11 protein-coding genes are annotated in these 15912 nt (G+C 58.2%); 6 read left to right on the top strand and 5 right to left on the bottom strand.

Going from position 1 to position 15912, the window contains the following annotated elements:
- Window positions 1–111 precede the first annotated feature (111 nt).
- From PEH01S_RS32070 to PEH01S_RS32050, 5 genes are all read right to left on the bottom strand, one after another.
- The gene (locus tag PEH01S_RS32070; protein WP_174807193.1) at window positions 112–2088 is read right to left on the bottom strand and encodes a glycoside hydrolase family 15 protein; all 1977 of its coding nucleotides are present in this window, start codon (window positions 2086–2088) and stop codon (window positions 112–114) included.
- A gap of 162 nt (window positions 2089–2250) precedes the next feature.
- On the bottom strand, window positions 2251–2463 hold the full coding sequence (locus tag PEH01S_RS32065) for a KTSC domain-containing protein (protein ID WP_025849300.1): 213 nt from the start codon (window positions 2461–2463) through the stop codon (window positions 2251–2253).
- A 70-nt stretch (window positions 2464–2533) separates the two neighbouring features.
- Window positions 2534–4930: a sugar phosphate nucleotidyltransferase gene (locus tag PEH01S_RS32060; protein ID WP_127490210.1), complete on the bottom strand. Its 2397-nt coding sequence runs from the start codon at window positions 4928–4930 to the stop codon at window positions 2534–2536.
- Window positions 4931–4986: 56 nt separating this feature from the next.
- Window positions 4987–7908, bottom strand: coding sequence for a 1,4-alpha-glucan branching protein domain-containing protein (locus PEH01S_RS32055; protein ID WP_127490209.1), 2922 nt, complete (start codon window positions 7906–7908; stop codon window positions 4987–4989).
- Between the two features lie 12 nt (window positions 7909–7920).
- Window positions 7921–8430: a DUF4912 domain-containing protein gene (locus tag PEH01S_RS32050; protein ID WP_025849304.1), complete on the bottom strand. Its 510-nt coding sequence runs from the start codon at window positions 8428–8430 to the stop codon at window positions 7921–7923.
- 486 nt (window positions 8431–8916) lie between these two features.
- Here PEH01S_RS32050 and PEH01S_RS32045 point away from each other — a divergent pair, with 486 nt between their 5' ends.
- From PEH01S_RS32045 to PEH01S_RS32020, 6 genes are all read left to right on the top strand, one after another.
- Window positions 8917–9345 carry a hypothetical protein gene (locus tag PEH01S_RS32045; protein WP_025849305.1) on the top strand — a complete coding sequence of 143 codons (429 nt, stop codon included), beginning with the start codon at window positions 8917–8919 and terminating at the stop codon, window positions 9343–9345.
- Window positions 9346–9653: 308 nt separating this feature from the next.
- On the top strand, window positions 9654–10463 hold the full coding sequence (gene sigI, locus PEH01S_RS32040; RefSeq protein WP_025849306.1) for an RNA polymerase sigma factor SigI: 810 nt from the start codon (window positions 9654–9656) through the stop codon (window positions 10461–10463).
- Window positions 10456–12060, top strand: a complete 1605-nt coding sequence (locus tag PEH01S_RS32035) for an anti-sigma factor domain-containing protein (RefSeq protein ID WP_127490208.1) — start codon at window positions 10456–10458, stop codon at window positions 12058–12060. The genes sigI and PEH01S_RS32035 overlap by 8 nt, the downstream gene beginning before the upstream one ends.
- Before the next feature lie 210 nt (window positions 12061–12270).
- The gene (locus PEH01S_RS32030) at window positions 12271–14442 is read left to right on the top strand and encodes an S-layer homology domain-containing protein (protein ID WP_127490207.1); all 2172 of its coding nucleotides are present in this window, start codon (window positions 12271–12273) and stop codon (window positions 14440–14442) included.
- 182 nt (window positions 14443–14624) lie between these two features.
- Window positions 14625–15641 carry an aldo/keto reductase gene (locus PEH01S_RS32025; RefSeq protein ID WP_127490206.1) on the top strand — a complete coding sequence of 339 codons (1017 nt, stop codon included), beginning with the start codon at window positions 14625–14627 and terminating at the stop codon, window positions 15639–15641.
- A 58-nt stretch (window positions 15642–15699) separates the two neighbouring features.
- Window positions 15700–15912: hypothetical protein (locus PEH01S_RS32020; RefSeq protein ID WP_164828116.1), on the top strand; the 213-nt coding region annotated here is incomplete at its 3' end.

Here is a 15912-nt window from a genome sequence, read left to right as displayed (position 1 = left end):
GGCTGCTTAACTTGCAAGGTGTTTTTGATCCCTGTCTCACAAACGGGGGTCAGTTCCGCCCGTCTTGCCGGCATGTTTTTGTTATTGCAAGATGGCATGAACCGGCCGGGCTTACGCTTTGCTTGCGGCCAGCAGTTTTTTGTATTTCTCCGTGTACTTGACGACGGTCAGCACATAGGTCGCGTGCGACCAGGTGAGCGGGGCGACCGATACCGGCCCGCCGTCGAACGGGTCGAGCTGCTCCGGCAAAATGCCGCTTTCCATCGCGTGGCTGACGACCCATTCGAGCGTGCGCCGCGGCGATTCGAGGTCTTCCAGCGTCTTGGCGCATTCGATCTCCCATTCCGCGATCCACAACGTGCAGATGATCCACGGATTGCCCGGAACGCTGCCGATATCCGACGAACGCTGGAAGTAATAGTCGTGATGGTAGCGGGCGACGCCGCCGATGTCCGTTTTGATCGTGAGTCCGGCCCGGTTGGCCTTCATCGTGCTGACGACACGCGGGTCGTCGGCCGGAAGCACGCCGAATTCGAAAATGCCGTAAACGCTGCTCTCCAGCGTTTTGTCCTTCACCCAGACTCCGCCGTCCAGCACGAGTCCCCGCACGAAACGCTGCTCTTCCTCGTCCCACAGATGCTTGAGAATGCCGGATTTGATTTTCTCCGCCGTATGCCGGTAGCGGCTGGACCGCTCTTCGTCCCCGAACAGGCTGCAGAAGTTGGCGGCTGCAATGAGGCCGCCGTAGACGGCCGATGCGGTGAACGTGAAGATGCCGTACCGCTCCTCCCACAGATCGTAGCTCGGCTTCGGCAGGCTCAGCTCTTGCTCGATATAGCCGGACATAAAGCGCGCCGCGCGGCGGATCAGCGTCCGGTACAGCGATTGCGGCAGCTCGATGATGCCATGGCGGACGTAGTCCTGCCACAGCGCGAACAGCACGAGCCCGGTCTCGTCCTCTTGAATCGGCAGCTGCATGTTGCCGCCGTTGAGGTACGGGTGCCAGCTGGAGCCGACCGTTCCGTCGGGATTGTACTTATGGTGCAGGTAGCCGTCCGGCGAGAGCGCCTCCGCGCAAAAGTGGAAGAACGGCGTAATCATCCCCTGATAGCCCGCCATGGTCATCGCATAAGCGATCAGCGCGCCGTCCCGGGGCCACATGTAGCTGTAATGGTCGCGGTTGGACTGCATGATGTCGGAGTCGTTCGCCGCAATAATCGCGCCGTTCACGTCGGTCTGCGTCCGGACGATCAACAGGCTGTGCTTGTACAGCCGCACACAGGCCTCGCTCAGGTTTCCGTAATCGCGTTCCTCCGGTTTGTTGACCCAGCGCTGCCAATAAATCTCCACCCGGTCCAGCAGCTTGCCCGGATGGCTCTCTTTGACGTAGTTGTCGAGCTTCTTCACTTCTTCGAGATTTTTGCCCGCGCTCATCCAGTAATAGAGCGTCTCGTCGCCGTTCGGCGGCACATGAAGCCGGAAGCTGATCGTGCTGTCGACCGAGCCCTGCGCGATCGCATTGCCCATCAAATGGCCGTCCTCCGCATCGCGCCACGTCCCCTCGGCGTTGTAAAACCGTTTGACGCCCGTCGTGTACTGATAGATGCCCTCGGCGCCGGTCAGGCCGTTGAACATGAAGTAGCGGTCTTTTTTATAATGAAAGACAGTATTGTTTTGGGGATAATAAGCGGCGGTATCGCCGACCTCGGTCTCGTTGATGACGAGGTCCTGATTGAAGAACATGCGCACCTCGCGCACGGTATCCCAATGATTGTGGACGCGCACGCGTTTCAGATACACGTCCTCGCGCTGATGCACACCGTCGTTCATGAGCAAAGTAATCCCGAGATGGTAATGGGAGGCGCGAACTTCGGTTACCAGAGAGTCTTCGATATACGAAAGCTCGAACTTCCATTCAGGGTCGGCCAGCCAAGTAAAAGCGCCGTCCACCCAAAGGCCGATGCGGCATTGATAGCCGCCGACATGGTTGAGCTGCCCGACGTAAGGATAATACAAATCGCGCATGTACGTATTACGGTCCAGGTTGATCAAAAACTTGCCGTTTCCGATGACTAAGTGCCTAGGCAATCCACCCACACCCTTCTCGTTCCAGAATGCTTGCTTTCTCTTAAGATACCTTTTTATGCCATGCCGGTCAATCCGTGAAAACCGGTTGAAAACAGCCGCCGGCGGCGTTTTGCTTCAAAATGTCGGCTGCGGGGACGGGGAAAGAGGCAAAGCCTGGCGGCCTCAGGCTTGCGGAGGGCACCAGGCTTTGGCGGATGTCATTTGCATGAGCAAATCGTATGGATTGGATGACTGGAGCAGCCGTTGGTAATGCTCGGGCAGGACGTCGCAGCACGTGCGGGTGTGGCCCGTGTGGTATTGAATGTGCATCTGCGAAGCTTGGTCGTCATACCGGACAAAAGCAATCTGCTTCGAGCCGATCGGAATGAGCTTCATACGATCATCCTTCCTTTGGGAAGTCCGGTGAAGCCGGACGCATCAATTGGGCATTACCTTATGGTTATGCTCACTGCATCAGGTTTAGAAGCTGCTCGCGGTATTCGTGAACGAGCGACAGCGCGTGCTCGTCGTGCCGCCCCTGGGCGACGACGCTGAAGGCCGGATCGTCCGAATCGGGAAGCAGCAGCACCCAGCCGCCGTCGTGGTGCACCTTGATGCCGTCGATGAGCTCGACCGGCCGTCCTTTCGTTTCCTGCAGCATGCGGCGCATAATTTCGCCTTTGCGGTCCCACGGGCAGTCGATCCGCTCGCGCCGGACGTAAACGCTCGGCAGGAGCCGCAGCAGTTCGTCAAGCGGCAACCCGCTGCGGTGCATATTCCGTACGATGAGCCCGGTTGCGAACAGGCCGTCAAACAGCGGATGCAGCGCAAGGTCTGCGGAGACCTCCATAATGCTGCGAATCTGCTGCTTCGTGCGCACGATCCGGGCGCCGAGCCCTTCCGCCAAGCTTTCGAGCAGGTGAGGCGCGCTCACGGGGGCGCCGATAACGGCGGACTTGAAGCTGTGGAAAAACGACACGTACTGCAGCAGCATCAGCCGGTCGCCTGTCACCGACTCGCCCCCGGACGTGATCAGCGACATGCCGCGGGCGTCGTCGTCGAGCCACAGGCCAAGGTCGGCCGACAGCGCGCGGACATGCTCCGCCAGCCGCTCGCGCTGGGCTTCGGCGGGCAAATGCACCGCCTCGCAGCCGAGCGCATCGAGGAGCGGACGCAGCAGCGCGAAGACGGCCGGGTGCGTGCAGACGACAGCGCGCAGCGGCAGGGCGCCTTCGCCTTCCAGCGTCGAGAAGGCGAGCAGGGCACCGAGATACGACGACGTCATCGTCTCCTCCGTCCGGTAGCTTCCGGGGGATTCCGCCGGAGCCCGGCCGTAATCCTCCTGCCGAAAGCCGTTCTCGACCTTGCGCTCCGCCGCTTTGTCGATCGGCAGGCCCTGCCCGTCGTAGCATTCGAGGCAGCCGCGCCCGTCGGCGCCGAGCTGCACGTGGATGCCACCGGCGCTCTGCAGCTCGCGCACGGCAAAGCGGGCCACCGGCGGCAGCACGTCGCCGAGATCGACTACGTCGACGCCGACCGATTGCAGACCGGCAGCCACGGTGCGTTTGATCAGCCGCGCGAATTCGTGAGGCGCGGAGCTGACGGTCAGCCGCTTGCCTGCGGCGAGAGCGGAGCCGTAGGCGGTGGCGAAGCGGGCGGCGAATTCCGGCGTCAGATCAAGGTTGGGCGTGCCGGTGACGCCGTAGGCGCTGTACAGCGGCCTGCCCAGATGCTCGCCCCAGACGAACGAGGAGGTCAGCCGCGTATTTTCGCGGATCTGCTTCTTCGGCCAGATCTTCACGTGCGGCTCGACAACGGCTTTCGGGCCGATGACGCAGTGGCTCCCGACGACGCTCCCGTCGGCGAAGCGCGCGCTTTCCTTGCAGAAGATCCGGCTTCCCAGCGTCGAGCCGAGCAGCTCGTTCCGTTCGGCGATATGGTTATGATCCCACAGGATCGTCCGGCCCAGCACGCTGCCTGCGGACAGCACGTTGCCCTGTCCGACGATACTGTACTCGCCGATCTCCACGCCTTCCCCGATCCGGCAGCCGTCGCCGATAAACGCCGGCCCGATCCATTTGACGTCGGGAGCGGCGGTGACGTTCTCGCCGACATAAATGCCGGGTTGCAGCTCGGTGCCGCGGATGCGCACGTTCGCCTTGCGGTCGAGCATGTCGAACTGCGTCTGCCGGTACTGCTCCAGCGTGCCGATGTCCGACCAATAGCCATCCGCGATATAGCCGTACAGCGGCTTTCCTTCTGACAGAAGGCCCGGGAACAGCTGCTGGCTGAAATCGTACGCGATGTCCGGCTCGAAGCGGTCCAGCACCTCGGGCTCGAGAATATAGATGCCCGTATTGACCGTGTCGCTGAACACCTCGCTCCAGCTCGGCTTTTCGAGGAAGCGGACGATGCGCCCGTCGTCGTCGGTCATCACCACGCCGTATTCGAGCGGATGCCGGGCCCGGGTAAGCACAAGCGTGGCGAGCGAGCGCTTCTCTTGATGGAAGCGGATCGCCTGGGTCAGATCAAAATCGGTCAGCGCATCGCCGCTGATGACGACGAACGGCTCGTCCAGAAAAGGGGCGGCGTTTTTGACGCTTCCGGCGGTGCCGAGCGGCACCGTTTCTTCGAAATAATGCAGGCGGACGCCGTGCCGGCTTCCGTCCCCGAAATAATCGCGTATAACGTCCGGCAAATATTGGATCGTGACGGCAATGTCAATAATGCCGTGCGCCTCCAGCAGCTCGATGATGTACTCCATGCAGGGACGGCCGGCGAGCGGCACCATCGGCTTCGGGAGATGGCAGGTCAAAGGGCGAAGCCTCGTCCCCTTGCCTCCGGCCATAATGACGGCTTTCATACACATCCCTCCTTGCGGCGTTCCTCAGTATGGATGCCCCCGCGAGCCGGCCTCTGTCACAAGCCGACGCCGGAAGCCGGAGGCTTACGGGAACGAATCCGCTCCTGATACTGCTCCGCTACAGCGTCTGCAATGCGTTCCGGAGCATAGTGCCGCTCCAGCTTCAGGCGCGCCCGGTCCGCCATGCTTCGCCCGAGCTCCGGCTGCCGCAGCAGGTCGCCGACATGCCAGGCGAGCGACTCGACATGGCCGGGCAGCGCTTTGTACCCGTCGACGCCATGCTCCACTAGCTCGGCGAGTCCGCCGGTATCGGACAAAACGACGGGGCACCCGTGCTTCATCGCCTCCAGGGCGACGATGCCGAACGGCTCGTACAGGCTCGGGATAACGCACACGTCGGCCGCGCGGTAAAGCGCCGACTTCGTCCCGTCGTCGATGAACCCGGTGAAGCGCACGCGGTCGCCGAGGTGGGCGGCCTGCCGCTTCAGCTCGTCCTCCATCGGCCCGGAGCCGCCGACGAACAGCACCGTATCCGGCGCCCCCGACAAAATGCTTGGCATCGCGTGAAGCAGCGTTTGGACGCCTTTCTCGAAGACGAGCCTGCCGACAAAGACAAGCACCCGCTGCCCTTGAACGCCGAACCGGCGCTTGGCCTCTTCCTGCGAATCGGCCGGGCCTTCGACCGGCTCCTCCAGCTTCACGCCGTTCGGGAAGACGAGCATTTTGTCGTCCGGTTGCCGGAACAAGTCCTGCACTTCGCGTTTCATCGCATGGCTGCAGACGAATACGCGTTCCGAATCGTAGGTGAGCCGCCATTCGAGCCCATGAATCCGGTTCGACAGATCAGTATTCAGCCGTCCGTGATTCCGCCCCCATTCGGTGGCATGAATCGTGCAGACGAGCGGAAGGCCGTAGCTCATCTTCAGCTCGCGCGCCGTATGGTACACCAGCCAATCGTGAGCATGCAGCAGATCGATGCGTCCGCCGTTTTCCTTATAGCGGACAAGATGATCCGTGAAGGCCAGATTCATCTCGAAGGTCCAATCGTAAAAGTCCGTATCGCCGGAATGCAGCACCGGAACGCGGTGCACGTACACGCCGCCGCGCTTCTCGAAATACGGCGCGCCGTCGTGTGCGCTCGTCACCACGTGGACGATCGTGCCCTGCGCAGCCAGCGCCTCGGACAAATCGGCCACGGCCCGGGACAGCCCGCCGACCGTTTTGGGCGGATACTCCCAAGCGAGCATAAATATGTTCGGAGCATGCTTCGTTTCCTCTACAATTTGCCGGAAATGCCCCGCATCCGGCAGCAACGGAACAGGCGATGCCCGGTGAATGGAGACGTAATCCCGGTAATCGATCCGGGGAAAGCAGTTATCCTTCGCTTCCAGCTCCTCCACGAACGATTCGTTGACTACCTGCGCCTCGATTTGTTCGCACAGCAGCCGGAAGCAGCCGAGGTGGTCCTTCGTCCGGCGGCAGGCGTAATCGACGACCGTCTGCGAATCCATAATGAACGCCCAGTCGCTGCTTTGCGCCAGCATCAGCTCGCGGGCCGCTTGATTCAGCGCGCGCTTCAGAAGAGAAGCGGACGTTCCTTCGCCCTCCTCCAAATGCTCGTGCTTTGTGGCCAGCCGGATCATCCGCAGCTCCGCATCGTGCAGGTGGCGGTAAATCCAATCGTTGTTGCCCTGCAGCCATACCTCTGCCGAAGCGCAGCGGCCCCAACTGGACTCGTTCAATTTGCCCGTATCGGCGACGGGGTACTCCCGCAAATATTCCGATGGCGTCACCATCCGCAGCTCGAACGGATCGTAAAACAGCTTGCGGCACAGCATCTCGATCCACACCGGCCCTTCGTACCACCAATGGCCGAACAGCTCGGCATCGTAGGGCGAGACGATGATCGGCTTGCGGTCCAAATGATGGTGCCAATGCTCCGCCTGCTTTTGCCGGTTAAACAAAAAATTGCCCGCGTGCTCGGCGGCCTTGCTCCTCGCCCATTCCGGGTTGTAAGGCTCGCGGTGGCCGTCCTTGCCGGTGATGCGGTAATATTTGATGCCCGTGTTTACCCGTTCGTGCGTCGGCAAAACGTACGGACGAATATGCTCCCACTCCGCCACATCGTGCCAGCCGAGGTCCCAGCCGATATCCCGGTAATATTCCCGGTAGTCGTAGTCGCCCGGATATCCGTTCTCGGCGCTCCACACCTGCTGCGACGATTCGGGATCGCGCGGGAACGCCGTGACGCCGTAGGGCGTCATGAGCGGGGCGTACAGCCGGCGGTTCGGGCGCGGCGTGGCATAGGCGACGGCCGTCGAGTCCGCAAAAAAATAATCGATGCCGCACGATTTCAGCACCCGGTCCACGCCGGGCGTAAGGCCGCATTCGGGCAGCCAGATGCCGCGCGGCGGACGGCCGAAATGCCGTTCGTAATCGCGGACGGCCGTAAGAATCTGGGCACGGATCGCCTCTTCGGTCCGCATCAGCGGCAAAAAGCCGTGGGTCGCGGCGCAGGTGACGATTTCGAGCTTCCCGAGGTCTTGGTAATGCCTAAAGCGGGATGCGATATTGCGTCCGCAAGCCTCGTAAAGGCGGCTCAGCTCCCGGAACCGCTTGGCGTACATGCGGGCCAGCGGCTCGAAACGCCCGTCGCCCCGAAGCCGGACGATTTCCTGATCCGCCAGCCGGATCAGCTTGGCCAGATGGACCGCGTAGCGCTCCTGCATCAGCGGGTCCGTGCACAGCGCCAGCAGCGTGGGCGTCATGGAGAAGGTGAGCCTGAAGTCGATGCCTTCCGCCGTCAACCGGTCGAACAGGTCGAGGAAGGGGAGGTACGTTTCCGTCATCGCCTCGTAAAACCAGCGCTCCTCCATATAGTCGTCGCGGTCATAGTGCCGGATATAGGGCAAATGGGCGTGAAGAACCAAAGCCAGGTAGCCCTTCGGGTCCGGCTTCGGCTGGCCTCGGTTGAGCATAAACGCAGAACCTCATTTCATCCAGCTATGGTAAGCGCTGAAATTCTCAAAATCGTACGGTCGTATACGCGCGGGAGTCTTGCCGGGCTCCCGTGCTTCCGGCACGGTCGGCTGCAGCGGAGCGCCCCACGGAGCGGCGCTGTCCCGAGGCGTCCGCACAGCGTTCGACCGCAGCAGCGGCACGAACTGCCGCCGGATCGTGTAGACGCCGAAATCGACGGTCCACACGGCATCGGCCGAAACCCCGTGAATGTACCAGCGGTCCGCCTCCGGCGTCGTTTCGATATCGAAATGACGGTGCGCGTTGTTTCCGTTAAAGTACACGCCGGTAACGTCGTATACCCGCAGCACCTTCGGCAGCACGCCCCAGTCGCACTCAAAATGCTGCGAGCACAGCCAGCGCTTGCGGTTGCCGACTTCCCAATAAACGAACAGCGTATGGGCATCCCGGACCATCAGATGCAGCATATCCTTCTCGTAGCGGTCCGGCAGCTCGAAGCCGGAGGTCGGAAGAGACCGCACGGCAAAGTCCTCCTTGGAAACGAACTTAATCTTTAACAGAATTTGCAAAGCGCAGCCGATTTATGCACGCAGGAAGCGGGGAGACACCCTGCCGTTTCCAGGAAGGAAACATTTAACTAAGCATTCGCAGGGCGAAAAAAGAGGATTTTTGGCGTTCCAGGTCGAATAGAGTAGGGATAGCGGCATGGGTCTTTTTTTCGTTGATTTGAATGGATAAGCTTTTTTGCAGCCTACAGCTTCGCATGAACGATGGACAATTCGCAAACGTCAATATAAAGCAAGGAGACCATGTTGGCTTGGGACGCGCAAAGATCGAGAAACATCGAGAAACCTTTTACAGGAAAATAACGTTAATATAGTTGGAATCGTCCGGGAGACCTCTTGAGCCGATTCGACGAACGGGTTTTTCCTGTGCGAAACGCTTTTCGATCAAGTTTGCAGTCATAGCCGTCATAGATTCATAGTGGAAACAGGGGGACGAGGACGATGAGTTTTTGCTGCGGCGCCAGCATGTTGGGGACCAAAGGGACGCTAAGACATATCCGGACGCAAATTCATAACGTGCCGTTATTGTTCTGCCCGGTATGCCACCGTGTGGAAGTGCATCATCTGGTGGAAAACGAGTACGAGATTCTAGCCGAATATGCGCATGGAGACGGCGCGCCGGAAGTGGACTTCCAGGAGTACGTCGAGCAACGGGACGTTCGGGAGATGTTCGAGAACTGCGTGAATCATGAGAACGAAGAGCCGCTTGAGGTCGTCCGAAGCCAGATCGATATGGCGCTCGACCTGTTGATGGTGGCCAAAGAGATCGGCGACGCCGAATGGGAGCAGCAGCTCAAAAAAAGGCTGAACGTGCTCAGCCAGCGCCGCCACAAGCTGAAGAACAAAAAGACCATGCGTGGCTTGACTTAAAAGTACCAACCTTTTGCAAAAACGTCCCTTCTTCGCCAAGCTTCTTTGCAGGCAAAGGCAGCGCCGGCAGCGGCGCCGTATGCCCATGTGAGCGCGGCGCTGCGGCCGCATGGCGATGCGGTCCGGCGCCCGGGCAAGCCTGCCGCGGCTGCGGCTTGGATAGGGACGTTTTTTGCGGCTGGTGCGGTTGGAAAGCCTGCCCTGACATACATAAAAAATTCCTTAAGAAATATAGGCGTCCAGCCCTCGAAATGACCCCCGTAATCGTATAAGCGAGAGCGAAATTTTTAAGCAGAGAGGTGGAACGATTGCTGCTGGTTTTATTTAAGAAATTTCTCGGAAAACGCCAGGCACACCACTCGGATTCCGCGGATGCGCAAACGCCGGAACAAATCGTTATTTTGATTCAAGAAGGTGATCTACGCCTCCGCAATCAATTCATCACGGATTATCAACCTTATGTTGCGAAGGTAACGAGCAGATTTTGCAAAAGATATGTGGATCCGGCCCGGGACGATGAGTTCAGCATCGCGCTCGGTGCCTTCAATGAAGCGATCAATCAATTTTCGCCGCAGGCCGGAAGGTCGTTTCTCGGCTTCTCCGAACAGGTCATCCGCCGGCGGCTCATCGATTATGTCCGCAAGGAACAACGCTTCTCACAGCAAATTCCGTACAGCACGTTCGAGGTGGAGGACGAGGAGGACAACATCGTCAACCCGGTCGAAATCCATCAGGCTGTCGAACAATACGAGAAGCAGAAAGGAATGGAAGAGCGGCGCAGCGAGATTGTCGATCTGAACCGCTGTCTGTCCGAATTCGGCATCCGCTTCGGAGATCTCGTCGATGCTTCCCCTAAGCACGACGACTCGCGTCAGGCGCTGTTCGGTATTGCCAAGACGCTCTCGAACGACAGCGAGCTGATGCGGCTCATGATATCCAAGCGGATGCTGCCGATTAAGGAGCTGCTGGCTCAAGTGAAGGTTTCGCGCAAGACGCTGGAACGAAACCGCAAATTTATTATTGCTGTTGCTCTGATATATCAAGGACCTTATCCGTATCTCAGAGATTATTTACATATCAGAGAGGATCATGAAAAAGGGGAAGGTGCCCGTGAATAAAGGGGTCGTGATGGAAATCACGGAAAAAAGCATCGTCGTGATGCGTCCGGACGGCAAGTTCGAGCGGCTGCCCCGCAAGAAGCGGACTTGCGAAATCGGCGAAGAGATCGTCTATGCGAATAGCGGCATCAATTGGAGAAGCCCTTCCGTCGCCGGCCGATCGGCGCTTGCGGCAGCCGTCGTGTTCGGTCTGGTGTTGTTTGCCAGCTTTAACGGGAAGCTGGGCAGTCCCGAGGTGGTAGCTTACATCTCGATGGACATTAACCCGAGCATCGAGATGGGTATTGACGCCAAAGAGAACGTGCTCGAGCTGAGGGGGCTTAACGACGATGGAACGAAGCTGGCGCAGGAGGTCGACTACAAGGGGAAATCGCTGGAAGCCGTAACCTCGAAGCTGTTGGACAAAGCCGAGCAGGGCCCGCTTGCCAATCAAGAGGCGGAGATCGTCATTGCCAGCACCGTCGTCGAGCCTAAGAGCCAGGTGAGCGATGCGGGCATTGCCGAGAAGCTGCGCAAGCAGGTGACCAAACACATCCAAGAAGCGCACCCGACCAAAGTGGAAGCCTATCAGGTTGCCGCGTTCGCCGCGCCGCAGGAGGTGCGGGAGGTTGCCTCCCAGAACGGTGTATCCATGGGCAAGTACACCGTGTATTTGAATGCCAAAAGCAACGGAGAGAGCGTAACCCTCGACGAATTGAAGAGAGAATCGGTCCTGCAGATCTCCAAGCAGAAACCCGAAGTGGCCAAGCTCATTCAACCGGATAAGCTTCCGACGAAAGCGGACATCAAGAAGATGGTGGAGGAAGAGAAGAACGGAGAGCTGGACAAGAAGCTGGAGGAGCAGCTTAAAGACCGCAAGCAAGACAAAGACAAAGACAAAAACAGTAAAACCGGCCAAAACGGCAAAAATGGTTCGAAAAACGACTCGAAGAACGATTCGAAAAACGACTCCAAGAATAACAGCTCCAAGAACGACTCGAGAACCGATTCGAAGAACGATCCGAAGAACGACTCGAAAAAGTCCGGAAGCACGACCGGGAACAGCGGAAAAGACAAAAGCAAGGATGACGATAAAAACGACGATAAGGACAGCAATAAGCGGGGCAGCGCTAAAGACGAGAAATCCGCAGACCAGGGAAAGACGACGCCGGTCAATACAAGGCCGGGCAGTACGCCCCCTGCGGGCACGAAGCCGGGAACGACAAATCCCGGCACGTCGCGTCCCGGCGACAAGAACGACGATAAGAAAGAAGACGATCGGAAGAAAGACGACGACCGGAAGAAAGAGGACGATCGACAAAAGAGCGACCGTTCGGATTCGGGCTCCAAAGATCGGGAAGATGATCATAAAAAGGAAGATTCCGCCAAAACGAACGACGAGCGCCGGCGCGAGGATGCAGACCGGCGTGTTGACGAATCTAAAAAGAAAGAGCAAGAGCAGCAGAAGGAGCAGGACAAAAAGAAGGAATCCGACACGAAGAAAACGAATGACGATCCCTCCAAAAAGCCGGGAGATCCGAAGAAAAAAGAAGACAACAAGCCGGACGATTCCCGAAAGAAAGAGGATCATCCGGACGATGACCGGAAGAAGGATTAAAATCCTCGCGTTCCCGTATATTGCTCTCTGTTCCAAAAAACCGTTACCGAAGCGGTCTCGCCGCCCGGGAAACGGTTTTTTGGAATTTTTTTCACATTTAAAAAAACGAATTGCCCGCCGATAACAGTTAAGAGTGGCGCTTGGAAATAAAGGGGGGGCGCACACCAGACAACAGCATAGTTTCAACACAACGCCAAGGAAGGTGTACAGATGCTAAGGAAAGCAGTCACAGCAGTATCTATCGCAAGTCTCGTATTCGGCTCTTCACTTTCCTGTATCGCAGCGGCGGACAATCCAGTTCCGGCTTTCGGCGATCTGGAAGGGCATTGGTCGAAAAGCGAAGTGGAGTACCTCGTCCAGAAGGGAATCGTCGATGGGGTCCAGCAAAACGGCCAGCAGGTCATCCTGCCGGACAAAAGCATTACAAGAGCGGAGTATATCAAGCTGCTTGTCTCCGCACGGCAGGTGAAGCTGAACGAACCGTCGGAGAGCTCCTTTCCAGACGTCGCTTCCTCCCATTGGGCGCTCAAGTATATCGAAGCGGCCAAAGCGAACGGATGGACCGACGGGTATGAGGACGGAACGTTTAAGCCCGACAACCAAGTAAGCCGCGCGGAAATCGCCGTTTTGATGGTCCGCAGCTACAATCTCAGGATGCAGGAAGGCAATCCGGTCGTATTCGAGGATACGGCAGGCCATTGGGCGAACCATTACGTGAACACCGCCGCTTCGAACAAAATCGTGGAAGGCGATACGGTGAACGGAAAGCGTTATTTTTATCCGGAAAAAGCGGCAACCCGCGCCGAAGGGATGGCGATGCTGACCCGGTACTTGAAAACAACGGAAACCGCCGGCAAAGATCCGAAGAAAGAAACGCCGGCTCCTGCGCCGTCGCCGACCCCGGCCCCGGGCCCATCCGGCACGACCAGTGGAGGAAGTTCGGATTCCGGCTCCGATTCGAGCTCGGATTCCGGCACGCAGCAGGTCACGCTGGATAAAGATGCGATCCAAAATACGCTTGGCGGCGGCAAGCCGGTGGAAGGGACCGACGAGTTGAACAACAAGATCGCTTTGGTCGGTCTGGATTTGAGCTCTTTTGGCGGAAGCCTTAGCGACATTTCGGTCAAATTGGAGAAGCCGAACACGGTTTTCAGCCAGCTGTCCGTTCCCGGTTTGACGGGGCCCGTGATTGAATTTTCGACCAACGGGAAGTCGTTTGCTTCCGGCACGCTGACGTTCAATGTGGCCGAGCTGTCCAATAAACAAAACTTGGCGGCGGCGTATTATAACGAAACGACGAAGCGTTTCGAGTTTTTGCCTACCGTATACAACGCGGATCAAGGAACGCTGAGCTTTACGACGACCCACAACAGCAAATACGTGCTGATCGATAAAACGTCCTGGGAGCAAACGTTCCGGGCACATCTCTCGACCGTCGTCGACGGCACCTACAAGCCGTATATCGATTTTGCTTTCATCATCGACAGCTCCGGCAGCATGGGGGGAACGGATCCGAAGGATCTGCGCAAAACGGCGGTAACCAGCTTGGTTTACGGCCTGAAGCACGATGCGGCGAGCCCGCTTAAGACGGAAACGGTCACGGTAGCCAAGTCGGTTTACGAGGAAGGGCAAGGGGTTCACTTCGAATATCCGACCGTAACGAACCAGGTCTATTCCTTGAGCGACCGGGCAGCCATCATCGATTTTGACAATAGCGTACGCACCTTCGCGACGTTCTCGGCCCACAGCTCGACCGTGGCCGATGCGGTTTACCACATCGACAGCGACGGCGGAACGAATATTTTTGCAGGGGTACGGGAAGCGGTGAAGCTGTACGATACGTACGGAGACACCGGACAGCGTAAAATCGCCCTGCTGCTGACGGACGGACAAAACAACTATGCGACGACCCAAGACGATCTGAACCTGCTGAAAGAGGCATTCGAAAAAGGCATCACGATCATCACGATGGGCTTGAGCAGCCAAGCCGATATCAGCCTGCTGAAGCAAATTGCCGAATATACCGGCGGGATGTACTTCCAGGTGCAGACGGCCGAAGACCTCCAAGCGTACTTCAAATCGGCGCTGGAGAACAGCTATCATGAAGATAAAGACCAGGACGGTCTGGACGACTTCTACGAGAAGACGACCGGCATGATGCTGGAGAACGGCATGATCATCCGGACAAGCACCGACCCGGTTAACGGCAAGGATACGGATGGCGACGGCTTCACCGATCTGGAAGAAATGGGTGAGCCGGTGGATATGGTCGTTACGGCGGATATGGTACCCGCAGACAGCACGCTGGTAGGCAAAACGGTGAAGGTGTTCAAAAACTTCAAAAGCTTGCCGACCGACAAAAACGACGTTCCGAAGCCATAATCACCAAGCATAGATCAGTTGATATAAAAGCGGGCTTTGCCTTTCGAGGCGGCCCGTTTTTTGCTTTTTTCCGGGCAGGCTTGGATCAACGAAGCTTCCGCAGACTGTTTTTTTGGCGTCCGTTGCTCTATAATTGATCCTGGGGAGAAAACGTAATTTTTCCATGAGGGAGAGACTTGGACATGCGTTACACGACGTTCGGAAGCACGGGATACCGCGTCTCTTCGCTCGGCTTCGGCGCGATGAACTTGCCCGGCGTACCGCTCGAACAGGCCCGGACGGCTCTGAATTACGCGCTTGACGAGGGGATCAACTACATCGATACGGCCGCAGCTTACCGCAACAGCGAAGAAATTATCGGCGAATGCATCTCGCACCGCCGTTCGGAATATTTTTTGGCGACGAAGACGGGGAAACGGGATTACAAGTCGGCTATGGAAGAAATGGAGCGCAGCCTGGACCGGATGAAAACGGACGTCATCGATCTGCTGCAGATTCATTATGTCAACACAGTTCAAGAGTTTAAAGCGGCAATGGAAGAGAACGGCGCGTACCAGGCGGCGCTTGAGATGAAGCGCAAGGGGCATGTCCGGTTTATCGGCCTTACCGGGCACCGGCCGGAGCTGCTTGCCAAATGGATCAGCAAAGGACAGTTCGATCAGGTGCTGTTTCACTTGAACTTGGCGCAGCCGTTCGCTTTGGACGAGCTGATTCCCGAGGCGACCCGGCAGCAGATGGGAAAGACGGCGATGAAACCGCTCTCGGGCGGGTTTATCCAGCCGGTATCCAAGGCGATTCGCTACCCGTACAGCCAGGATGTGCATGTGACGATCTCGGGCATGATCAGCGTGGACGAGGTCAAGGAAAATATCGCTGCGATGCGGGAAGAGGTTGGCGACGACGAACGGCGCGAGCTGGAGGCGCTGGCGACGGAGCTCGGAGCGCATAACTGCCGCCGGTGCAATTACTGCTCCTGTCCAATCGGCGTGACGATTCCGGACATTATGATTTCAAGCCAGGTGCGCCGGACGTTCGGCTTGCTGCCGAAGGGCGACGGGTTTTACCAGAAGCAAAAGGACAAAATATTGTCCTGTGCCGACTACGAGCCCTGTAAGGAGAAGCCGCTCTGTCAGCAGCAGTGTCCGTACCATCTGCCGATGCGGCAGGTGGTGATGGAGGCCGCCGGGTATTTCGGCTAAGATCAAGGAAAAACTTTGCGGGGATCAGCGCCCGCTCAATCGATAAGGAGTGACGAGAGTGGAGACGTTGGATCGTTATCTTACCCAGGAGCTGAAGCTGCGCATCGTATTGGCGAATGAGGCGCGTATTGACGGGGCGGGAACCGAAGGAGACGCGGCGGGTGCCGTCGCGCTCGCGGTGTTCGTCACACCGGAGGCGCTGGCGGCGGACGCGTGGACGGCGGCGGCCGGCACGGAGGTGCCGGAGCCGCTCGTGCAAGCGGTCCGCTCG

The organism is Paenibacillus ehimensis NBRC 15659, assembly GCF_004000785.1.
In the GTDB taxonomy this organism is placed as follows: Bacteria; Bacillota; Bacilli; order Paenibacillales; family NBRC-103111; genus Paenibacillus_G; species Paenibacillus_G ehimensis.
Note: the sequence above shows the minus strand (reverse complement) of the source record. Positions and strands in the feature narration are given on the sequence as shown.